The organism is Shewanella sp. M-Br, assembly GCF_036245925.1.
GTDB lineage: Bacteria > Pseudomonadota > Gammaproteobacteria > Enterobacterales > Shewanellaceae > Shewanella > Shewanella oncorhynchi.
Map to the genome: position 1 here is coordinate 76,462 of NZ_BJBV01000011.1, position 21,652 is coordinate 98,113.

Annotated in this window: 19 protein-coding genes; all 19 read left to right on the forward strand. The window is 45.5% G+C overall.

The window, feature by feature from the left end:
• Positions 1 to 414 precede the first annotated feature (414 nt).
• The 19 genes from AAA952_RS11175 (at position 415) to AAA952_RS11265 (ending at position 21,535) form a co-directional block, all read left to right on the forward strand.
• Complete coding sequence (locus AAA952_RS11175) at positions 415 to 1,659, forward strand: malic enzyme-like NAD(P)-binding protein (protein WP_113940091.1); 1,245 nt, start codon at positions 415 to 417, stop codon at positions 1,657 to 1,659.
• 186 nt (positions 1,660 to 1,845) lie between these two features.
• Positions 1,846 to 3,789, forward strand: coding sequence for an RNase E specificity factor CsrD (gene csrD, locus AAA952_RS11180; RefSeq protein WP_338257038.1), 1,944 nt, complete (start codon positions 1,846 to 1,848; stop codon positions 3,787 to 3,789).
• Positions 3,790 to 4,034: 245 nt separating this feature from the next.
• Positions 4,035 to 4,913 carry an MSHA biogenesis protein MshI gene (locus tag AAA952_RS11185; RefSeq protein ID WP_338257040.1) on the forward strand — a complete coding sequence of 293 codons (879 nt, stop codon included), beginning with the start codon at positions 4,035 to 4,037 and terminating at the stop codon, positions 4,911 to 4,913.
• Positions 4,910 to 5,512 (forward strand): fimbrial assembly protein, encoded by a 603-nt coding sequence (locus AAA952_RS11190; protein ID WP_113940089.1) that lies wholly within the window; start codon positions 4,910 to 4,912, stop codon positions 5,510 to 5,512. The genes AAA952_RS11185 and AAA952_RS11190 overlap by 4 nt, the downstream gene beginning before the upstream one ends.
• On the forward strand, positions 5,509 to 6,159 hold the full coding sequence (locus tag AAA952_RS11195) for an MSHA biogenesis protein MshJ (protein WP_338257042.1): 651 nt from the start codon (positions 5,509 to 5,511) through the stop codon (positions 6,157 to 6,159). The genes AAA952_RS11190 and AAA952_RS11195 overlap by 4 nt, the downstream gene beginning before the upstream one ends.
• Positions 6,146 to 6,466: an MSHA biogenesis protein MshK gene (locus AAA952_RS11200; RefSeq protein ID WP_263256617.1), complete on the forward strand. Its 321-nt coding sequence runs from the start codon at positions 6,146 to 6,148 to the stop codon at positions 6,464 to 6,466. Before AAA952_RS11195 ends, AAA952_RS11200 begins: the two co-directional genes overlap by 14 nt.
• Positions 6,467 to 6,480: 14 nt before the next feature.
• Entirely contained in the window at positions 6,481 to 8,163 is a 1,683-nt protein-coding gene (mshL, locus tag AAA952_RS11205) for a pilus (MSHA type) biogenesis protein MshL (protein ID WP_263167673.1), read from the forward strand.
• Between the two features lie 6 nt (positions 8,164 to 8,169).
• Positions 8,170 to 9,078 carry an ExeA family protein gene (locus AAA952_RS11210; protein WP_338257046.1) on the forward strand — a complete coding sequence of 303 codons (909 nt, stop codon included), beginning with the start codon at positions 8,170 to 8,172 and terminating at the stop codon, positions 9,076 to 9,078.
• Entirely contained in the window at positions 9,075 to 10,364 is a 1,290-nt protein-coding gene (locus AAA952_RS11215) for a tetratricopeptide repeat protein (protein WP_338257048.1), read from the forward strand. The genes AAA952_RS11210 and AAA952_RS11215 overlap by 4 nt, the downstream gene beginning before the upstream one ends.
• Positions 10,361 to 12,121, forward strand: a complete 1,761-nt coding sequence (locus AAA952_RS11220) for a GspE/PulE family protein (RefSeq protein WP_263172923.1) — start codon at positions 10,361 to 10,363, stop codon at positions 12,119 to 12,121. Before AAA952_RS11215 ends, AAA952_RS11220 begins: the two co-directional genes overlap by 4 nt.
• Before the next feature lie 2 nt (positions 12,122 to 12,123).
• Complete coding sequence (locus AAA952_RS11225; protein WP_338257051.1) at positions 12,124 to 13,344, forward strand: type II secretion system F family protein; 1,221 nt, start codon at positions 12,124 to 12,126, stop codon at positions 13,342 to 13,344.
• 50 nt (positions 13,345 to 13,394) lie between these two features.
• The gene (locus AAA952_RS11230) at positions 13,395 to 13,889 is read left to right on the forward strand and encodes an MSHA biogenesis protein MshF (protein ID WP_338257053.1); all 495 of its coding nucleotides are present in this window, start codon (positions 13,395 to 13,397) and stop codon (positions 13,887 to 13,889) included.
• Positions 13,890 to 13,965: 76 nt separating this feature from the next.
• Positions 13,966 to 14,583: a pilin gene (locus AAA952_RS11235; RefSeq protein WP_105251278.1), complete on the forward strand. Its 618-nt coding sequence runs from the start codon at positions 13,966 to 13,968 to the stop codon at positions 14,581 to 14,583.
• A gap of 127 nt (positions 14,584 to 14,710) precedes the next feature.
• On the forward strand, positions 14,711 to 15,247 hold the full coding sequence (locus AAA952_RS11240; RefSeq protein WP_338257056.1) for a type II secretion system protein: 537 nt from the start codon (positions 14,711 to 14,713) through the stop codon (positions 15,245 to 15,247).
• Positions 15,248 to 15,419: 172 nt separating this feature from the next.
• Positions 15,420 to 15,917 carry a type II secretion system protein gene (locus tag AAA952_RS11245; protein WP_338257134.1) on the forward strand — a complete coding sequence of 166 codons (498 nt, stop codon included), beginning with the start codon at positions 15,420 to 15,422 and terminating at the stop codon, positions 15,915 to 15,917.
• On the forward strand, positions 15,907 to 16,461 hold the full coding sequence (locus AAA952_RS11250) for a prepilin-type N-terminal cleavage/methylation domain-containing protein (protein WP_338257058.1): 555 nt from the start codon (positions 15,907 to 15,909) through the stop codon (positions 16,459 to 16,461). Before AAA952_RS11245 ends, AAA952_RS11250 begins: the two co-directional genes overlap by 11 nt.
• Positions 16,461 to 17,333, forward strand: a complete 873-nt coding sequence (locus AAA952_RS11255) for a PilW family protein (protein ID WP_338257060.1) — start codon at positions 16,461 to 16,463, stop codon at positions 17,331 to 17,333. Before AAA952_RS11250 ends, AAA952_RS11255 begins: the two co-directional genes overlap by 1 nt.
• Positions 17,323 to 17,814 carry an MSHA biogenesis protein MshP gene (locus AAA952_RS11260; protein ID WP_338257062.1) on the forward strand — a complete coding sequence of 164 codons (492 nt, stop codon included), beginning with the start codon at positions 17,323 to 17,325 and terminating at the stop codon, positions 17,812 to 17,814. Before AAA952_RS11255 ends, AAA952_RS11260 begins: the two co-directional genes overlap by 11 nt.
• Positions 17,804 to 21,535, forward strand: coding sequence for a DUF6701 domain-containing protein (locus AAA952_RS11265; RefSeq protein WP_338257064.1), 3,732 nt, complete (start codon positions 17,804 to 17,806; stop codon positions 21,533 to 21,535). The genes AAA952_RS11260 and AAA952_RS11265 overlap by 11 nt, the downstream gene beginning before the upstream one ends.
• Positions 21,536 to 21,652 lie beyond the last annotated feature (117 nt).

Below are 21,652 nucleotides of genomic sequence, written 5' to 3' on the forward strand. Positions count from 1 at the left end.
TCACTCAATAAATCGTCAACTTATTCTGTATTGAGAGTTCAAGTGTATAATTCGACTTATTTATAGCAATTAACTATAAGATAAATATGCTAGTCGCCATATATTGTAATTTAACCAACATTTTTGAGATTAAGTCGCTACAACTAGCGCAGTAACTACAAAATATATGTTTGTTTCCTACAAAACATATTAAGAAATGCAGCTTTATTATAGGAGATAAGTTTATAAAACTAAGCTTAGAGGGTCTATTTGGCGGCTAAAGTGAAATTTATGAATCTCTTATTTATAAATTCCCCTTATTGGCGTATCTTACCCCGACCAGCCAGACTATTAACATCACCCTTTGGTGAGACTAGATGTGTGTTGGTAGTCTTACTCTCATAAATTATAAATGTCGCATTTCAGGATTTTAAAATGTCAGATATTCGTCAACAAGCACTCGATTATCATGAATTTCCCATACCAGGCAAAACCGCAGTTTGCCTTACCAAACCCGCCGAAACGAGTCACGATCTCGCCCTAGCTTATAGCCCAGGTGTGGCTGAGCCAGTACGCGAAATCGCTGCAGATCCTGACAATGCGTATCGTTATACCAATAAAGGTAATACGGTTGCCGTGATTACCAATGGTACGGCTATCTTAGGTTTAGGGAATTTGGGCCCTTTGGCTTCTAAACCTGTAATGGAAGGTAAAGCATTATTGTTCAAGCATTTTGCGAATATCGATTCGACAGATATTGAGATTACGCATAATACGCCTGAGGAATTTATCAATACTGTTGCTGCGATTGCTGACACCTTTGGTGGTATCAATCTTGAAGATATTAAAGCGCCCGAATGCTTTGTTATCGAACGTGAATTGATTGCTCGTTGTAAAGTGCCAGTATTCCATGACGATCAACACGGCACCGCAATCGTGACTGCGGCGGGTATGATCAATGCGCTGGAAATTCAAGGCAAGTTGATAAGCGACGCGACTTTTGTGTGTATGGGTGCGGGTGCTGCTGCCATCGCTTGTATGACTATGCTGGTAAAATGCGGTGCGAATCGCGCCAACATTTACATGCTAGACACTAAAGGTGTTATTCATTCTGGCCGTACAGATCTTAATGAATATAAAGCACTATTTGCGAATGATACCGAAAAACGCACGCTTCTTGATGTTATTAAAGGCGCAGACGTATTTTTAGGTCTATCAGGTCCTGACGTCATTGGTGCAGAAGAAGTCGCGCTGATGGCCGATAAGCCAGTGATTTTTGCGTGTTCTAACCCAGATCCTGAAATCAAACCTGCACTTGCTCATGCAACGCGTAGTGATTTGATCATGGGTACGGGTCGTAGCGACTATCCAAACCAAGTGAATAACGTATTGTGTTTCCCATTTATTTTCCGTGGTGCATTGGATGTGCGTGCGTCTTGCATTAATGATGAGATGAAAATTGCGGCAGTTCATGCAATTGCATCACTGGCAAAAGAGTCAGTGCCTGCGAGTGTATTGAAGGCTTACCCTAATGTGACGTCGCTGAGTTTTGGCCCAGAATACGTGCTGCCAAAACCTATGGACCCACGTTTATTGCCAAATGTTGCCCGTGCTGTTGCACAAGCGGCTATCGACTCTGGTGTGGCTGCGATCACCACTTTACCTAAATACGCCGACTAGGCTAAAAGTGGTAAAAACATTAAAAAGAGGCTAATTAGCCTCTTTTTTGTTTTTAAGTGAACATTAAAGTCACAGCGTCTTAGTTGCCTTTTAGGTTATGCTACTGAATAATCAACGGACAACTTTTGTTGAACTTCTGTTAAAATCGCACAAATAATTATAATAATCCTGCAGGATAGCGGATAGATGAAATTCACCCGAATGTTAACTACAAAATTAACCAGCTTTTGGTTAATGTCATTAGCCGCTATCGCCTTCGTATTTTTGCTGAGCGCTATGATGAGTTTCGTGCAGATGACCTATAAATTTCAGCAGCAAAAAGTAGCTGAACTCGAAACTATGTTAGTCGATCAGTTCCAACACCAACCTGATTGGGAGCTAGAGGCTTGGCTACCGCCCATGCTGCTTGCTTACAATGCCGTTAATTTTCGGTTGACCTTGAAAGATGAAGTGTTATTTGCCTATGAAGGCAACCTTTCTACGCAAAATGCGATGGTGTATGACCATGTGCTAGAGCCGACATCAGGCTTGCGTATGCAGTTAACCTTGACTCAGCCCTTTGAACATTACACTTTCAGTTGGTATGAAATTCTGATTTTGTTGGTCGGTATCTTAGCCGTGGCTGCCTTAGTGCGTTTTGGTTATTTATGGTTTTCACAGCAGCTCGATGGCATTGAAGAATTAGCCTTACGCAGTCGATTGATTCTGCAAGGTAAGCATGAGCAAGCACTCGCGACTCCCGGAAATGGTAAACCAAGGCTGATTAACCGTGCTTTGACTAAGTTGTTAGAAGAGTTACAGGACGCACAAAAGGAGCGTGGGCGTTTCGACAAGTTCATCCGTTCTAATACCTTTCTTGATGCGGAAACGCGCATTGGTAACCGACTCTTTTTGAATAATCGTCTCGACGCCCTTAGTCATAATCAGGCTATGCTTGCCCATGGGGTAATCTATTTATTAGAAATGGATGATCTGGATTTATTGCAGCAATCCCAAGGTGAAGCAGTGACGAAAGAGCTATTAAACTCGACTGTTAATGCAATAAGTCAATTGCTGCAAACTCAAGCTAATAGTATTTTTGCCCGTCGCTCCCATAATCAATTTGCCATAGTCGTGCCGCAAATTTCCTTAATTGAAGCGGATCAATTTGCCAGCAAGTTACTCAAGATATGTCTAAGCCAGCCTTTGCCTGATGTTGAGAATCGCGATAACTTTTTCCACCTCGGATGCGCTTATTTTACCGCAGGCGATAATGCGGCTCAGTTAATTGAAGAAGCCGATATGGCTTTGAGGGCGGCACAATTACAGGGTAATAGTAATTGGTTTATGTACGACAAAGGCGCGATTGATGAAGAATTTGCCAAAGGCTCAGTGCGTTGGCGAAGCTTTTTAGAAAACGCGTTAGTGCAGCGGCGCTTTTTTCCCTTTAGCCAACCCATAATCGACTCTGATGGTAATGAGCACCATAAAGAGATATTTACGCGGGCTCGGGATAATCAGGGGGCGTTAATCCGTGCCACACTGTTTATTCCAATGGCGAATAAATGTGGCTTAATGCCACAGGTCGAACGGCAAATTATTGAGCGGGTATTGTTATTATTGTCGAATGAATTAGCAGACGGCATATCGAATGCTCAAACAATTAAGACATCAGCGCCGCAGATATACAGTATTAATCTGAGTTTGGATTCGCTAATGAGCCGAGCCTTCACTCAATGGCTAAAAACGACGCTATTAGAATATCGCCATCTAACTACGCGACTGATTTTCGAAGTGTCTGAAGATATCGTTATTCAACATCAAGAAAAGTTGCAGCCTAAATTAGATATGATCCGTAAAATGGGCGCGAGATTATGTGTCGATCATGTGGGTCAGCAGGTTGTCGGTACTTATTACATTCGCGAATGCCATTTTGATTTAATTAAGTTACACAGATCCATCGTGCGTCATATTCATTTACGGCCAGAAAACCAATTATTTATCCGCAGTTTGATTGGCGGTTTATATCGAACGGAAGTACAAGTCTGCGCCGAAGGGGTAGAAGTCTTTGAAGAGTGGCAGACACTGCAAATCCTCGGTGTTGGCGCAGCGCAGGGAATGTATTTCAGTGAACCCATAGAGGCTAAGTAAGGGAAGTTCAGTGTTTGGGTGATTAATATCGTCTTAGAGACAAATAGATCCTATTATTCACGTATTTATCTATAAAATACGAGCATTTGCGGCTAAACTAGCCAGTGCCAAAAAGATGACGTTTGCGTTTTTTATTCTGTATCGAGCAGGTCATAGGTCAAGGAGCACTGGAGAGTGGAGTGACAGGAAGTTTGTGCAAAAGAGACTACTCAAGCTTTTAAATTCAGTTGGTTATAGGCATCTTTATGGAAAAAAGTCTTATAGGTCGATTAGCCTTTTGGCAGAAGAGAACAGAACCGACTAGCCTTGGTGTCTATGTCTGCGCCGATAAATTATGGGTTTACGCACCTGCCCAAAAAGAAAATGCTGAGCAGTGGTTACCCTTTGAGCTGAAAGATGAGCACTGGTCATTGGCGTTTGCTGCTGTGGCTAAATCCTTTCCCAATGCACATTTACAGCTGATTTTGGCTTCAGGCCTTTATCAATTACTGCTGACCGATAAACCGAATGTCGATACTGTCGAGTTATCCCAAGCTTTGCTGTGGTCAATTAAAGACATGGTCACGCTACCTGTACCGCAAATCCATTTGGATTACTTTGAGTCACCCATTCCGAGTAATAAAATCAATGTTGTGGTGGTGGATAAAGCTAAGTTAGTGAGCATGGTGCAGGCCATTCATGAACAAGATTTACAACTTTTCGGTATTAGTATCGAAGAGTTAGCCGTGACTAACCTATTTAATGATGACAACCAAGCGCGTCTGGTGGTAAGCCATAATCCCGGTCAAGAATTGCTACTGACTGTGGTTAAGCAAGGTCAGCTGTATATGCAGCGTCGCGTGCGCGGATTTACTCAATTGGATAAGACTCAAGCGGATGAGTTAAGTTATGGCATGGCAGACAATTTAAGCTTAGAAATTCAGCGTTCTATGGATTATTTTGAAAGTCAATTGAGACAGGCTCCGGTATCTTCTATCGAACTCCTCGCCGATGGTGCCGTGGATACTTTAGCTAAGTTAGTCTCGGCAAACTTCAATCAAGCTGTGAATGTCATTGATAAAAGCTGTGTTGGCGCGCGAATGGCGGGATTAGCCTTTGCTGAATTTTATCGAGGTACTGAGTGATTAAATACCGAGTCAATCTTTACACTCCTTCATTATTGCCCCCGAAGCAAAGATTAACCTTTGCGCGTTTAAGTGCTTACGCCTTGGTTTTTGCGATCTTATTTGCGGTTTTAGGTGGTTATAGCTACTGGCAAGTCAGTGAGTTACAACAGGCCCAGCAGTTGGCTGCCCAACAAAAGCAGCAATTCGATACCCAAAAACAGGCATTAGAAGCACAAATTGCTGCGCGTAAACCCGATGCCGATCTTGTTGCGCGAGTCGATTTAGCGGAACAACAGTTAGAGCTTAAGCAATTACTCATGGGAGAATTGAGTCTTAGGACTTCCTTAACCAGCCGTGGTTTTGCGCCAGTTCTTAAAGATTTAGCCGTCGTGTCGGATGCGAGTGTTTGGCTTAGTCATATCGTCATTAATGAGCAAGATTTTATGTTCGAAGGTTTTGCCGACCATCCTCAAAGCATTCCGCAGTGGATTGGCAAACTTAAAACTACGCAGACTTTAAAGGGGCAAGCTTTCTCGTCGATGAGCATGGATCGCGGTGAAGATAAACCTTTGGCCTTTACCTTGAAAAGCGATAACAAGGAGGAAGCCGCGCAATGAAGCAAAAGTTAGCCCAATTAGGACAACAGTTTGATGCGCTAAGTCGCCGTGAGCGAGTGTTGATCTTAGTCGCCATTCTGGCCGTGGTCGGCATGCTGAGTTATTTACCCTTAGAGTCCCTGTGGAAAACCCATGTGGCTGTTTCACAACAGCTAAAAGCCTTAGAGCAGGAAAACGTGATTTCGGCTCAGCAGATTGACTTGTATCAGCAACGTTTAGCGTTAGATCCCAATCAAGATTACCAACAGCGTTTAGTGCTGTTGCAGCAACAGAATCAAGCCCTAGATGCCCAGCTCGATGAGCAGATGGTGGATATGGTGCCGGCAGACTATATGCCGCAGTTGCTGGGTAATTTACTAGGACAAGTGCAAGGGATTAAATTAATTAAGTTTATGTCGATAGCGCCCATCCCTTTGTTACCTGTGGGTGAAGAGAAAAAACTCAATCTATATAGCCATGGTATTCGCTTAAGTCTAGAGGGCGATTATTTTTCTGTGTTGCGCTTTGTGGAAGCCGTTGAGGCCATGCCAGATAAACTTTATTGGAAACGTCTCGACTATAAAGTCGCGGAATATCCAAAAGCGACCGTTGAGATTGAACTTTATACCTTGAGTATTAATAAGGACTTTATCAGTGTTTCTAAATAAGTCTTATATTATCAGTGTGTTGTTATTAGTTAGTAGCCCTATGGTGTCTGCTGAATCGCTGCGCGACCCGACTTTGCCCGGTAAAGGCTTTGCTGTGCAGAGTCATGCGAGTCAAATGCAGGATCAGGCGCTTGTACTTAACAGCATAGTAAGCTCAGGAAACACGGCTTATGCTGTGATAAATAACAAGATATTGTCTGTTGGCGACAGCGTTCAGGGGCTGAGTATCGTTAAAATCACCCCCACTTATGTATCGCTGTCCGATGGACGGAAATTGACATTGTTTCAAGCAATAACAGAGAGATAGGGAATACACCTCAGATGAAAGCGATTAAATACTTTACACCTCTGCTCTCACTTTGCCTTGTGGCGTGTCAGACCACAAATAGGCCACAGCCGGAGGCGAGTAAGGCGGAATTAGCGGCCTCAATGGCGACGGCAACGGCATCAACGACGCCACCGCCTGCGACTATGCCGGATGCGGTTCAGCGGGAATTGAATTCAGGCGCATTGCTATCAGGTTTGACCCCCACATTGGAAACTGAGCGTCGTTTCGATGTATCAGCCCACGATGTTGATGCTAAAGTATTTTTTCCAAGCTTAGTTCAAGGTACACCGCTGAGTGTTGCCGTACATCCTGACGTGCAAGGTACGATTTCATTATCCCTTAAAGGTGTGACATTAACTGAAGCAATTCAAGTGGTTGAAGATATCTACGGCTACGAAGTCAGTCGCGAAGGGCGCATCCTAAGAGTGTTTCCTGCTGGAATGCGTACCGAGACGTTTCCGCTGAATTATCTCTACATGGAACGCGATGGCTTATCTGTGACGTCAGTGAGTTCAGGACGGATTTCGGATAGCAATAATTCCAATAGTAATTCGAACAATAACAATTCAAACAATAGCGGCTCGAATAATAACAATAACTCGAACAGCAGTAATGGCAATAACTCGAGCAGTAATGGCGGTAGCGATAGTAGCAACGGTACTTTTATCCGTTCGCGTACTAAGACAGATTTTTGGGGAGAGTTGAAAGAGACATTATCCTCGATAATCGGCGAAACGGGTGGCGGTCGTCAGGTTGTTGTTACGCCGCAGGCGGGTTTAGTGACCATTCGTGCTTTTCCTAGTGAATTACGCCAAGTGCGTACTTTCTTAAATTCCGCAGAAAGTCATTTGCAACGCCAAGTAATTTTAGAAGCGAAGATCCTTGAAGTCACATTATCCGATGGTTATCAGCAGGGTATTCAATGGGACAATGTGCTGGGACATGTTGGCAATACTAATGTGAATTTTGGTACATCAGCGGGCCCTGGTTTAAACGATAAAATCACCTCGGCGATTGGTGGTGTGACCTCGCTGAGTATTAAAGGTTCTGACTTTACGACCATGATCAATCTGTTAGATACCCAAGGCGATGTGGATGTATTGTCTAGCCCAAGGGTGACTGCATCGAATAACCAAAAAGCGGTGATCAAAGTCGGTACTGATGAGTACTTTGTCACCGACGTTTCATCGACCACAGTTGCGGGTACAACGCCTGTGACCACTCCACAAGTCGAGCTTACGCCATTTTTCTCGGGCATTGCCTTAGACGTTACGCCGCAAATTGATAGTGACGGTAATGTGTTATTGCACGTGCATCCATCCGTTATCGATGTGAAAGAGCAGACTAAAGACATCAAAGTGAGTGACGCTTCGTTGGAGCTACCGTTAGCGCAGAGTGAAATTCGTGAGTCTGATACTGTCATCCGCGCCGCCTCCGGTGACGTAGTCATCATCGGTGGCTTGATGAAGAGTGAAAACATTGAAGTGGTATCGCAAGTGCCTTTGTTGGGTGATATTCCTTTCCTCGGTGAATTGTTTAAAAACCGTAGTAAGCAGAAGAAGAAAACCGAGCTTATTATTCTGTTAAAACCTACGGTAGTTGGTGTTGATACCTGGAAAACTGAGCTACAACGTTCTAAGACCTTATTAGATCGTTGGTATCCGGAGACAAAGTAAGCTTCTATGTATCAGAAGCATTTTGGCCTAAGCCAACCTCCATTTTCACTGACACCCAATACCGGATTTTTTTTCGGCCTGTCGCCACATGTGGAAGCCTTGCAAGTGTTGCAAACCGCGCTGCAAACGGGCGAAGGCTTTATCAAGGTGACAGGGGAGGTGGGGACTGGTAAAACGTTGATTTGCCGCAAGCTTATCAACGAATTGCCGAGTCAGTTTCATTGCGCATATTTGCCTAATCCTTATCTCACTCCTACTGAATTACGTTGGGCGGTAGCGAGTGAGCTGGGCCTTAAATACACCAGCAATATCGACCAGCAGCAACTCACTGGACTTATTCAACAGCAGCTTTTAGCTTTGAGCGTCCACGGGCACGCCATCGTATTGGTACTCGATGAAGCGCAGGCATTGCCGGACGACAGTCTTGAGGCGCTGCGGTTATTCACTAATCTGGAAACCGAGACACGCAAATTATTACAGGTAGTGTTATTTGGGCAACCCGAGCTCGATGACAGGCTTAAACGCCAAGAATTTAGGCAATTAAGACAGCGGATTACTTTTAGCTACAACCTTCGCCCACTGACATGGGATGAAACCGACGCTTATCTTCGCCACCGATTAGCTATCGCTGGGCGTGCGGGCGAACCACTCTTTACATCACGGGAAACACGTCAGATAGCCTATGCGTCCCGGGGGATCCCCAGATTGATCAATATTCTTGCCCATAAAGCCTTGTTATTGAGTTTCGGCGAAGGCGCTACTCGTGTGCAAACCTCCCACGTTAAAGCCGCAATTCAAGACACCGAAGATGCAAGTGTTCGCCGATTATTATCGTGGAAATGGTTGCCTTTTTTCACTTTGATGACAGTGGCTTTCGGTTTGGGATTACAACACTTTTTCAGGGGTGTTGTATGAGTGTGATCAACAAGATGCTGCAGGATCTCGACAAGCGTCAGCAGGGGCATGAGCTCAGCAACGTGGCTCAGCCACAGGTGCAATATTTAGCTCGCAGGCGGACTCCGTTTAACGGGCTGCTGCTCTGTGGTGTGTCATTGCTATTCGGTGGCGCTCTGGTTTATGGCTGGCAATTATTCACAGCAAAGCCTGCAGAAGCGACTATTTTGGCTCAAACAAATGGGCAAAATGAATCTACTCAGACTCAAATCGAGCCTGTGCAGTCTCCAGTAAGCGTCGTTGTCGTCGAAGAACCGCTTAACGTTGCGACTACGCAGGAGTTTACGACTAAGAGTGAAGAGCTTGAACCCAGTGTCGACGACGTTGTACTTAATCAGCCGCAAGAATTTGAATCAGAACATGATGTTGAACAAGAGTCACAACGGCAACAAGATGAGAGCTCAGCACTCGCAGATGACCTAGTCGATACGTCAAGCGAGCCAAGCCATTCACAGTCAAATCGTGTGACATCGAGTGTGCGAAGCGCCGAGGTCACTGCTGCCGCACCCTCTGCATTAATGATGTCAGAACGTGCTAGTGTTGCCGCCGATAATGAACTTAACGCGAGCAATGAGCTTAAAGTACAAGAAGTTAAAGCTGATGCTGGCACTAATCGACTCACGCCCCAAGAGCAAGGGCAAATGGCGATTACTGAGGTGAAGTTGACCCCAAAGCAGTTGGCGCAGAAGCGGTTCACATTAGCGAATGAGGCTGAAAGGGATGGCAAACTCAAAGATGCCATTAGTTATTATGAGCAAACATTAGGCTTTGATCCCAGCATGCATGAAGCGCGCAAGCAGTTAGCTGCGCTGCATTATGGGCAAGGTCAATTAGCCAAAGCCAGTGAAGTGTTACAGCAAGGCATGCTGTTATTCCCACAGCAGTTAGACTTTGCCTTATTGCTTGCTCGGGTTCAGCAAGCCTCTGGTCAGGCTGATCTCGCATTAGTGACGTTAGCCAACATACCTGACACGCATTCACTGGCGAGACAAAAGTGGATGGCACAATCGGATTTGGCGCAAAAGTTAGGACAGTTTTCGTTGTCAGAACAAGCCTATAGACAATTATTGCAACAAGAACCTCAACAGGCTAAATGGTGGATGGGGCTGGCCTATGCGCTCGATTCGCAGCAACAATTTCCTCAAGCACGCCAAGCCTATCGGACTGCTTTAGGCCATAGAGGCTTATCGGCGCAAGCGAGTGCCTTTATCGAACAACGTTTGACTCAGCTAGGAGATAGCCAATGAAACCCAGATTAAAAATGCGTTTGGGCGATCTGTTAGTTCAAGAAGCCATTATTACTGAAGCGCAGTTGCAACAGGCGTTGGCTGAGCAGCGCAATACGGGCAAAAAACTGGGTCGTACTCTGATTGATTTGCAATCGATTACTGAACATCAGTTACTGCAGTTCTTGTCGCAACAATTGAATGTGCCTTTGCTGGATATCAGTAAAATGCCAATCCCAGCGGAAGTGGTGCATCTTATTCCTGAGGTGCAAGCACGACGTTTCCGCGCTTTAGCGGTTGAAGACAGGGGCGATAGCGTATTAGTTGCAATGAGCGACCCCGCGGATTTGCAGGCGCTCGATCACCTCGAAATGCTTATCGCACCTAAGCGTTTGAAGTTAGCGGTAGCGCCCGAGCAGCAACTGCTGCAAGCGTTTGATAACTTATATCGCCGTACAGACCAAATTGCCCAGATTGCCGGTAAGCTCGAAGAAGAATACGCCGCCGATGAGATGTTCGATTTAGCCAGCCTCACGTCGGGTGACAGTGACAATGAAACCACAGTGGTTAAGTTGCTGCAGTCGATTTTTGAAGATGCGGTGCAAATGCGCGCCTCGGATATCCATATCGAACCCGGTGATAAAGCCTTACGTATTCGCCAGCGTATCGATGGTCAGCTACATGAAACGATTCTGAATGAAGTTAATATTGCCGCGGCTTTAGTATTACGACTTAAGTTGATGGCGGGTCTCGATATTTCCGAGAAACGTTTGCCGCAGGATGGTCGTTTCCATATGGAAATCAAAGGTCATCATATCGATGTGCGTATGTCGACTATGCCGATTTACCACGGCGAATCTGTGGTGATGCGTTTGCTCGATCAATCGGCGGGTTTATTGACCTTAAACGAAACCGGTATGCCGCCTGCTATTTTGGCGCGTATTCGTAAACAGATTAAACGTCCCCACGGCATGCTACTGGTCACAGGTCCAACGGGTAGCGGCAAAACGACCACCTTGTACGGTATTTTGAGCGAGCTCAATACCGCCGACCGTAAGATCATCACGGTCGAAGATCCGGTTGAGTATCAATTGCCGCGGATCAACCAAGTACAAGTTAACCATAAGATTGGCTTAAACTTTTCAAATGTATTACGCACCACCTTACGTCAAGACCCCGATATCATCATGGTGGGGGAAATGCGTGACCAAGAAACCGTGGAGATTGGTCTTAGGGGGGCATTAACGGGTCACTTTGTGCTATCGACCCTGCATACTAACGATGCGGTCACCAGTGCGCTGCGTTTACTCGATATGGGCGCTGCGAGTTATTTAGTTGCTAGTGCCTTAAGGGTGATTATTGCCCAGCGTTTAGTGCGCCGTGTCTGCCATAACTGTGGGGTAGAGTATCAACCGACACCGCAGGAAAAAGCCTGGCTGAGTAGTGTGAGCCGCAAAGATTTTACCCATGCAAACTTTAGAATCGGTACAGGTTGCCAGAGTTGTAATGGCAGTGGTTATCGCGGTCGGATCGGTATTTTTGAGATCCTCGAGCTAGACGAAAAGATGATCGATGCTATGCGTACTGGTAATCCGCAGGATTTTGCCAGAGCCGCGTTGCAGAGTCCTAACTTCACCCCACTCGCAGAGTCAGCTTTGCAATATCTGAGCGAAGGCATGACGACGATTGAAGAGGTCGCTAAGTTGGTGGAAGACGTGAGTGAATCTCAGATACCTTTGTCGAAGGATATTATCAGCCAACAAGGCGCTGAGGCGTAATTATGCCAATTTATCAATACCGTGGACGCAGTGGTCAAGGTCAATCCGTTACGGGACAATTGGATGCCGCGTCGGAAAGTGCCGCTGCTGACATGCTATTGGCGCGTGGCATTATCCCCCTTGAAGTCAAAGTCGCCAAAGTGGCTAAGTCGTTCTCACTGACTAAGTTATTTGGTGGCAAAGTCGCGTTAGAAGAATTACAGATTTTTACCCGACAAATGTACTCCTTGACCCGTTCTGGCATTCCTATTTTGCGGGCGATTGCAGGCTTATCTGAAACGGCGCATTCCCAGCGAATGAAAGATGCGCTTAATGATATTTCTGAGCAGCTCACCGCAGGGCGACCCTTGTCATCATCCATGAATCAACATCCCGATGTGTTTGATTCTTTGTTTGTTTCTATGGTGCACGTGGGGGAGAACACGGGTAAGTTAGAAGATGCCTTCATTCAACTTTCAGGTTATATCGAGCGTGAGCAAGAGACGCGGCGACGAATTAAATCGGCCATGCGTTATCCCATGTTTGTATTGATTGCGATTGCGCTCGCTATGGTGATCCTCAATATCATGGTGATCCCTAAGTTCGCCGAGATGTTTTCCCGCTTTGGCGCCGACTTACCTTGGGCGACAAAAGTGCTGATAGGTACATCGAATCTGTTTGTGAATTATTGGGCGCTGATGTTGGTGGTGTTGATTGGCACTATTATCGGCATTCGTTACTGGCACCATACGGAAAAGGGCGAGAAGCAGTGGGATAAGTGGAAGTTACACATCCCCGCCGTGGGATCGATTATCGAGCGCTCGACGTTAGCTCGTTATTGTCGCAGTTTCTCTATGATGCTCAGCGCGGGCGTGCCGATGACGCAGGCCTTAAGTTTAGTGGCCGACGCGGTAGATAATGCCTACATGCACGACAAGATAGTCGGTATGCGCCGTGGCATAGAGTCTGGTGACTCTATGCTGAGGGTATCGAATCAGAGCAAGTTATTTACGCCACTAGTGCTGCAAATGGTGGCTGTGGGCGAAGAAACGGGGCAAATCGATCAATTACTTAATGATGCGGCAGATTTCTATGAGGGCGAAGTAGACTATGATTTAAAGAACCTCACCGCGAAATTGGAGCCAATTTTGATCGGTTTTGTGGCCGTGATTGTCTTAGTGTTGGCCTTGGGGATATACCTGCCAATGTGGGATATGCTCAATGTGGTCAAAGGTGGTAAGTAAGCGATATGGATAATATTTATTTCCTATCTTATACGTGGGACTGAGGTTAAATGCAGACTCAGCAAAAGGCTGAAAGCGATCTATTACGTATCTATGGACGTATGATCGCCATTGGAATTGTGTTGGTTATCATGGCGGTGATCGGAGCTAAGTACTTTTTTATGCTACCGCAAATAGCGGCTCGTGGATTGGAAGTGGAACACGCTCGTTTTTTAAATGTGCTGGTGATGGTGCGTTCCCAGTGGTTGTCTTTGGGTAAGCCGGCGCAATTGCAGTTGAACTGGGAGGTATTTGATAATCCCTCCCCAGAAACTGAGTCGAGTGTTGTCGATATCAATGAATTAGGATGGCCACAACCTAAGCACTTAAATGATCAAGGCTGCCAAGATTTGTGGCAACAGTTAATGGGCGCTGAAACTGATAATTTAGGTCTAGAGGCGGATTATTTGGTTAAGGATAATAGCTGCCACTATCGGTCTAAAAATGGCGATAGTTTAGGCTATCAACTGAACTCTGGCAGGGTCATTTTTTTGACTGCTCCGTAAAATATTGTTAACTCAATGGCTTTTTAAAATTGATTTAACTGTTAGAATAAAATTTCTGAGGTCTGGGGACATATATATGAAAACTAAGCAAACAGGGTTCTCATTAATCGAACTTGTGATTGTGATTGTGATTTTGGGTTTACTCGCCGCAACGGCGATCCCACGATTCTTAAATGTCACCGATGATGCTGAAGATGCCAGTGTTGACGGTGTGGCGGGTGGTTTATCGACTGCAGTTAGCTTTGTGCGTTCTCAATGGGAAGTCGATGGGCGTCAAAATAGCAGCGTTATCCTCGACGGTAACACAGTAAATGTCGATACACGTTTTGGCTATCCAACGGGAACTTCAGTAACCAGTGCGACAGCTATGACAAATGCCAGTTGCCAAGAAGTGTTTAACACTGTGTTGCAGAGTGCTCCACGTAACGTATTATTTAACCAAGATGCACGTAATCAACGTTATACCGCTCGTGTTATTAACGCCGCAGGCGGCAGTGCTAACTCAATTACTGGCGCAGTCGTTGCAGGTTTAGATTTATGTGTTTATCACCAAGTGGCTTCACTAGTGCTAAATCAAACGAATGGTGTACCCACTCCTGCCCCTGATTTAACAACGGTAGGTGCTAAGGGAATAGTGTATAACCCAGGCACAGGCAGAGTATTAAGTTTCACCCAAACGCCATTTGTACCATAGACAGTAATTAATAGTTTTATTTTGTTCATGTTTTAAGTAGCTTAGTTTAAAAGTAATAGAGTCTAAAAGTGACTTAACTTAATTAGTACTCACACGAGTACTCACTTAGAAAGAAAGGTAGTTTTATATGAAAAGACAACAAGGTTTTACCTTAATTGAATTAGTCGTAGTGATCATTATCTTAGGTATTCTTGCTGTCACAGCGGCACCTAAGTTTATTAATCTGCAAGGTGATGCAAGAGCTTCAACTATTCAAGGTATGAAAGGGGCTATTCAAGGAGCGAATAGCTTAATTTATTCAAAAGCTGCATTACTCGGAATTGAACGTGCAGCAACAGGTAGTGTTGATGTGCTCGGTAATACTGTTGCAGGGACTCCTGCGACAGGTACTGCTGACGATGTTCCAGTTGTCTTTGGTTATATGGCTGCGACAGAAGCAGCTTTAGAAGCGGGAATGGATGTGGCTTTTGATGCAGGTACTTCACCTACTGAAGCAGGCAGTAATGATTGGATTATTAATGTGGTAGGCAATAGCGCTACAATTTGGCCTCGTGGAGCCCCAGCTGATGTTGCTACTCCAGCTGCAAGTTGTAAAATTGTTTATACACAAGCAGCAAGTGCAGGTGCTTTGCCGACTATTACTCTAACCGATAATGGTTGTTAATTTAATTTATGTGAAAAGGCCTGCCTAGCAGGCCTTTTTTTTAGATAAAATACGGTTCTTACATGATGTTAAATAAATGAGTCCGCCAAGAGTTTTCCGACATTTATTTGCGTTAATCATATCGTTGGCAGAAACTGAACCTAGTACATGAAATCAGCAATTAACACGAGTGATGCTTAAATTCTCTATGTCAAAACAGGCCGGATTTACTTTAGTAGAATTAGTAACGACCATCATCTTGATTTCAATTCTTGCTGTGGTTGTACTGCCACGCCTGTTTACTCAGTCTTCCTACAGTGCCTATAGTTTACGTAACGAGTTCATTAGCGAGCTGCGTCAAGTACAGCAAAAAGCGCTCAATAATACTGACAGGTGTTTTCGTGTAACCGTCTCAGCCACTGGTTATCAAGTGAGTCAATTCTCTGCCCGAAATGGGGCGGTTTGTTCTGGTACAGCATTATCGCCAAACCCGCTTTATACCCAAGCTTTTCAAGGTGGTGCTCAATTAGTGCTAGTAGGCCCTAACAGTACTAATATCAGCAACTTCAGCCTCGATTTCGATATTGATGGTAGCACTTCGTTGGCTTGTAATGGGCCATGCATTAATGTGATTGCTAATGACACTGTGATGATTAACGTCTCCTCCGAGGGCTATATTTATGCGAATTAATCCTCGGTTGCTATTGGGCAAAGCATCAGTAAAAGCATCCAAAAAAGCCAAACCACAGCAGGGTTTTACCCTTATCGAATTAGTCATTGGTATGTTAGTGATTGGCATTGCAATAGTGATGCTAACCAGCATGTTACTCCCCCAAGCTGATCGTGCGGCCAGTACCTTACATAGAGTACGCAGTGCTGAGCTTGCACATTCGGTGATGAATGAAATCTGGGGTAAACGTTACGATCAAAACACCAATGCCAATGGTGGCACGCCAGCCTGTGGTAGTCCGCTAGGGAGTAATTGTTCAACGTTATTAGGCCCTGAGTTCGGTGAGAGTCGTAACAACTTTAACGATGTGGATGATTACAACGGCTTAAATGAAACCGCGACTATGCTCAATTCGACCCAAACCTATGCAAATGCTTATCCTAACTATCGCTTAAGTGTCACAGTTGCCTATGGCGCAGTGTCCAATACTAAGCTAGTGACGATTAATGTGACTACGCCCGACAACGAAGTGATTACTTACAATATGGTGAGGAGTAATTACTGATGGCCTCACCTTTATCTGCGGTTAATAAAAAATCCACACTAGGTTTTACCTTGGTCGAGATGGTCACTGTTATCTTGATTCTGGGGATTCTCGTGGTCGGGGTGAGTAGTTTTATTATTTTTGGTACGCGGATTTTTGTTGAGTCGAGTTCAGTCGATCAAGTGCTCAGTCAGAGCCGTTTTGCCGTTGAGCGAATGACCCGTGAGTTGCGTAGTGCTTTGCCTAATAGTGTGCGAGTTAATACCGATTCGCTGACCTATCAATGTATTGAGTTTGTGCCTATCGAAGCCAGCACGACTTATCTAACCATGCCAATAGTGCCAGCTGCCGCCGCGAGCACTGGGATAGTTATTCTAGATAATACGGTGAGTGCGATTCGTGTGAATCAATTCGCTTGGATCTATCCCTTGATTGATGCCGATGTGTATAGCAGCGCGAGACAAAAGCGGGCACAGGTTAAAACGATTGCTACTGCGCCTTCCCCTTTGGAGCATCAAGTGACGCTGACTTTTACTGCGCCAACACGTTTTGCAGAAGCATCACCACGACAAAGGATCTATTTTGGTTCGAGTCCAGTGAGCTATTGCTTTGAAAAGGGGCCAAGCGGCAATGAATTACAATTATTGCGTTATGCTGGTTATAGCTTTAATGCCATTCAGCCAAATCCTGCCGCTATGCCTGTCACTATGGGCACGGGCGTGCTAATGGCGCAAAGTGTGGCAAATGTTTTAAATAATGGTGCTGATTTACCGCTGATTTTAACGCCATCTAGCCTAGTGAATAATGCCATGGTGCATTTACAACCGCGGTTTAATGTTAATGGTGAGACGTTCCAATATCGACATCAAGTGCAGGTGATCAATGTCCCTTAATTTATATCGTCAATCGACAGGTCATCACTCGGTAATGCGAATCTTACCCAGAACATCACTAGCAAGGTTGCAACGAACTGCTTTACCTGCGCGTCAACGCGGCAGTGCATTGATTATTGGCGTGTTTGTGATCACAGTGATGTTTCTACTGGCGTCTGCCCTGATCAATATTGTGCAGGATGGGGATACTGGATTAACCCAAGAGGTGTGGGGGACTCGTGCCTTTGCCGCCGCGAACAGTGGCGCCGATGCCGCATTGGCAACATTATTCCCATTAAATGGTTTAGTTGGCATTTGCCCAGCAACGAGCACTTGGAATCCACCTAATGTAACTGGTTTCCATGCCTGCACTGTGACCTTGACATGCAAAGCCTATACGGTAGGTACCACCACCCAATATCGAATCAACAGTAAAGCAGTATGTGAAAGCGGCGAGACCCGTGTTAGCCGACAAGTTGAGGTAGAAGCTCGTGGGAATTAATCTTTTTTATCGTGCCATATTGGCAGTACTTATTTTGAGTTTTCCCTCGTCAGTGATGGCATTCGACCCTATTGACCAGAGTGTTATTTTTGCCAAAGTTGCTCAAGGGCACCATGGTGATAATTCTAATGTATGCCATCAAATATCATCGGCACAGCTGATGATAAACGGTAATGGCATCATTAATGGTACTGGTGGTGCTAGATTAGATTATTGTTCGAGTAACGATGGCAGCGGGCTTGCTGATAACAGTTGTGATAACGGGTCTGGCGGAGTGCGAAAATGTACTATTGATGGCAGTGATATTCGAGGGTTAAATTTAACTGGGAACAACGCTTTTTTATCGAGTAGCGGCGCTGGTGGCGGTTATGGTTCTTGTAATACTGGCGAGCAATTAACGCTTGGTGGTAATGGGCAAAGTCAGTTTAGCAATGTTTCGCTTTATTCTGCTTGTACTCTGACTCTATCGGCAACTCAAAATGAGTATCGATTTAACACTATCGCTATTGGGGGCGGCGCGACACTCGTTTTACCTGAAGGGGACTATTGGGTAGATAGTTTTACTTTGAATCAAGATGCTAGGGTGATTTTGCAAGGCAACGTGCGTATTTTTACTAAGCAGAAATTTGACTTAAATGGCAGTATATTTAACGAAGGCAATACCGCTTCAGCACTCATTATTGGTTATAGCGATATTCAGCTTAATAGTGGTGCCTTGCTTAATGGACGGGTGTATAGCGATGCAAGATTAATTCTGAATAATAATTCTAGTATCAATGGGCGTGTCACTAGTCGCTATTTAGTGATGAATAGTGGCAGTATTAATGATTATGTACCGGTATTACAGTGTTTTAATGACAATTTCTCCCAAACTACACTAAGCAGTGATTGGGTCGTTTCCCGAAGCAGTGGCACTTTTACTCCATCGATTGTAGGTAATCGTTTACGCTTAACTGAAGCGAGATCTAACCAATCTACGGCATCGACCTTTCAAAGACTCTTTCCTGGGAAGTCTAACCTAGTAGAGATCCAGTTCGATCACTATGCCTATGGTGGCAATGGTGCTGACGGCATTGCGGTAGTGCTATCGGATGCTTCTATAACGCCGCAGCCCGGTGCCTTCGGTGGGCCGTTAGGTTATGGCTATAAACCTGGTATAAATGGGTTTGCGGGTGGTTGGCTTGGGGTGGGTATTGATGAATTCGGTAACTTCTCCGGTGAAGGCGGTACTTACAATATCGGCCAGCGACGCCAGTCCGTTGCGGTTCGCGGTTCGGGTGTCGGCACGTCAGGGTATAATTATTTACGCGGCGCTTGTAGTAATGGCACTACTAATACGAACGGTAGTTGCTTATCGCCCGCGGTAGATCGCAATAATGTTACTCCCGCGCACAAATATAAAATCACCATTGACTCGCAGGTATCAGGCCAGTCGATGGTGAAGATTGAACGTAATACGGGGTCTGGGTTTGTGACTTTAGTTCCCGCATTTAACGCTGCACAAAATGGTCAGGCTGCCATTCCAAGTGATTTTTTATTGTCTTTGACGGGCTCAACGGGCGGCTCAAATAACAACCACGAAATCGATAACGTGCAAATTTGTGCCTTGAAATCTAACCCTATTGGCGCCCAAATCGATCATTTTGAGTTTGATCATACCGGGCAGGGATTAACCTGTAATCCTGAAACCGTGACGATTCGAGCCTGTGCCAACGCCAGTTGTAGCCAGCTCTTTACCGATCCTTTGACGGCGACCTTGTTACCCGAATCCGCCTCAGAAGGAATATGGGTTGGCGGTAATCAGGTGAGCTTTAGTGGTGGTACTGCACAATTACAATTACGGCGCAATACTGCTGGCACTGTGACTTTAGGTGTAAAAGGTTCGAGCCCGACAACCAAACCTTTAAGTAAAACCCTTTGCCGTATTGGGAATGGGGGACTGAGTGAAAATAACTGTTCACTCAAGTTCGCCGACAGTGGTTTTATCTTCGACGTGCCCGATAAATTGGCCAATAAACCTATTAATGTGTTGGTCAAAGCGGTGAATAAATCTGATGAGACTCAGCAGTGTGTTCCAAGCTTCCAAAGCCAGACCAAGACATTGAATTTCTGGAGCAGTTATCACACTCCGAGTGCGCCTATTTCGCCAAAAGCCGTCACTATCAACAATACGGCCATTGGCACTTCAAGCGACTCGCCTACGGCGCTGAATCTGGTGTTTGATACTAACGGACAGGCAAGTATTTCAGTGAATTACCCCGATGCGGGCAAATTACAACTCGATGCCCAATATATCGGCAGTGGCAACGAGCAAGGCTTAGTGATGACAGGCTCGAATCAATTTGTCAGTGTGCCTGCGGGTTTGTGCGTCAAACCCATGGATGCCAGTGCCAGTTGCCCAAGTGCGAATATGAACTGCAATGCTTACCGTAAAGCCGGACAAAGTTTCGGTATGACAGTACAAGCAATGGCATGGGAAAAAGACGACGATAAGGACTTTTGTTCGGGCAACTTACCCACGCCTAACTTTAGCGATGCGCAGATGAAGCTTGCCAGTAAAGTCGTTGCGCCAAGCATTGCCAGTGGCGGCCATGATGGGGCGTTAGGCGTGGCATCCTATAGCCACTCGGCACAGGCCAATAATCTCAATACCTTAACTAATCAGACGATTAGCGAAGTGGGGGTATTCCAAATTGCGGCGCAGGCGAGTCCTAACTATTTAGGGACGGCAAGCAGCTTAAATATTCCAATTGGCTATTCTGCTAATATTGGCCGTTTTGTGCCCGATAGATTTTTAGTCAGTAACGTATCGGTCATACCCGCCTGCGGCGGCTTTAGCTATATGGATCAGTTGTTCCCTATGTCGATGGAGCTCAGTGCTTTAAATATCGCGGGGGATATAACGAAAAACTATTTCCCGCCATTTTCCCTCGCCACGGCAAAACTGGTGGGAGAAAACAACAATAATGGTGTCGATTTACAGAGTCGCTTAAGTGACTTACGTATAAAGGCTGATAGTTGGAATCAAGGTGTGGCGACGGTCGATGCTTCTTACCAAGCTAACTTTAGTCGGGTGACCCCAAATGTGGCGACGAATCTGTATCAGGATGGCCCCTTCGAGCTGCTCGATATTGGCGTGCAATTGATGGATAACGATCCTCGGCCGAATGGGCTTTACAGCTATGTGGCCTCACCAGACATGGATGCGGCATCTACAGGCACTTGCACTAACTGTAATGCTAAGAAAATCAGCACTCAAACCCTTCGTCATGGCCGTGTGGTGATGGATAACACCTATGGTCCTGAGACAGAAATACTGCGTATGCCGACTCGATCCGAATATTGGAATGGCAGCAGCTGGGCCTTAAATACTGCCGATAACTGCACAACGGCAGTGTATGCTTTGGGTTCGCAGGTTGATCATTCCGCTCTGGGTTATAATTTTGATCCCGACTTAGTGGCGGGACAAAGTGTTGTGCGTTCTGGCGGGACTGCAGCATTCCGAGCTGGCCAATTTGAGTTGCTCTGGCAAGCCGTTACAACAAGTGGGTTGCCATACCGCGGCCAAGTGACGGCGCCCTTGGATGTGCCGACATGGCTAGAATGGTACTGGAATTGGAATGGCGTATCGCCAACAGCGGTCACTGAACCGCGGGCAAGTGCGTATTTTGGTCGTTATCGAGGGCATGACAAAATAATCTATTGGCGTGAGGTAAACTAATCTGAGTTATTTCTCTTATTAAATTGAACTCAGGCTTTCCCTTGAAATGGGCTGCCATTTTACTTATTGGAAGTCGACGAAAACGCTTGTAACAGATTCTAAATGCAATGCCTTAGT

Excerpts from the sequence above, each read along its gene's own strand:
- AAA952_RS11195 (WP_338257042.1), top strand. The coding sequence starts at position 5,509 with ATGAAGCAAAAGTTAGCCCAATTAGGACAACAGTTTGATGCGCTAAGT.
- AAA952_RS11250 (WP_338257058.1), top strand. The coding sequence starts at position 15,907 with ATGCGAATTAATCCTCGGTTGCTATTGGGCAAAGCATCAGTAAAAGCA.
- AAA952_RS11240 (WP_338257056.1), top strand. The coding sequence starts at position 14,711 with ATGAAAAGACAACAAGGTTTTACCTTAATTGAATTAGTCGTAGTGATC.
- AAA952_RS11215 (WP_338257048.1), top strand. The coding sequence starts at position 9,075 with ATGAGTGTGATCAACAAGATGCTGCAGGATCTCGACAAGCGTCAGCAG.
- AAA952_RS11220 (WP_263172923.1), top strand. The coding sequence starts at position 10,361 with ATGAAACCCAGATTAAAAATGCGTTTGGGCGATCTGTTAGTTCAAGAA.
- AAA952_RS11235 (WP_105251278.1), top strand. The coding sequence starts at position 13,966 with ATGAAAACTAAGCAAACAGGGTTCTCATTAATCGAACTTGTGATTGTG.
- AAA952_RS11260 (WP_338257062.1), top strand. The coding sequence starts at position 17,323 with ATGTCCCTTAATTTATATCGTCAATCGACAGGTCATCACTCGGTAATG.
- AAA952_RS11210 (WP_338257046.1), top strand. The coding sequence starts at position 8,170 with ATGTATCAGAAGCATTTTGGCCTAAGCCAACCTCCATTTTCACTGACA.
- AAA952_RS11185 (WP_338257040.1), top strand. The coding sequence starts at position 4,035 with ATGGAAAAAAGTCTTATAGGTCGATTAGCCTTTTGGCAGAAGAGAACA.
- AAA952_RS11245 (WP_338257134.1), top strand. The coding sequence starts at position 15,420 with ATGCTTAAATTCTCTATGTCAAAACAGGCCGGATTTACTTTAGTAGAA.
- AAA952_RS11230 (WP_338257053.1), top strand. The coding sequence starts at position 13,395 with ATGCAGACTCAGCAAAAGGCTGAAAGCGATCTATTACGTATCTATGGA.
- csrD (WP_338257038.1), top strand. The coding sequence starts at position 1,846 with ATGAAATTCACCCGAATGTTAACTACAAAATTAACCAGCTTTTGGTTA.
- AAA952_RS11255 (WP_338257060.1), top strand. The coding sequence starts at position 16,461 with ATGGCCTCACCTTTATCTGCGGTTAATAAAAAATCCACACTAGGTTTT.
- AAA952_RS11175 (WP_113940091.1), top strand. The coding sequence starts at position 415 with ATGTCAGATATTCGTCAACAAGCACTCGATTATCATGAATTTCCCATA.
- mshL (WP_263167673.1), top strand. The coding sequence starts at position 6,481 with ATGAAAGCGATTAAATACTTTACACCTCTGCTCTCACTTTGCCTTGTG.
- AAA952_RS11225 (WP_338257051.1), top strand. The coding sequence starts at position 12,124 with ATGCCAATTTATCAATACCGTGGACGCAGTGGTCAAGGTCAATCCGTT.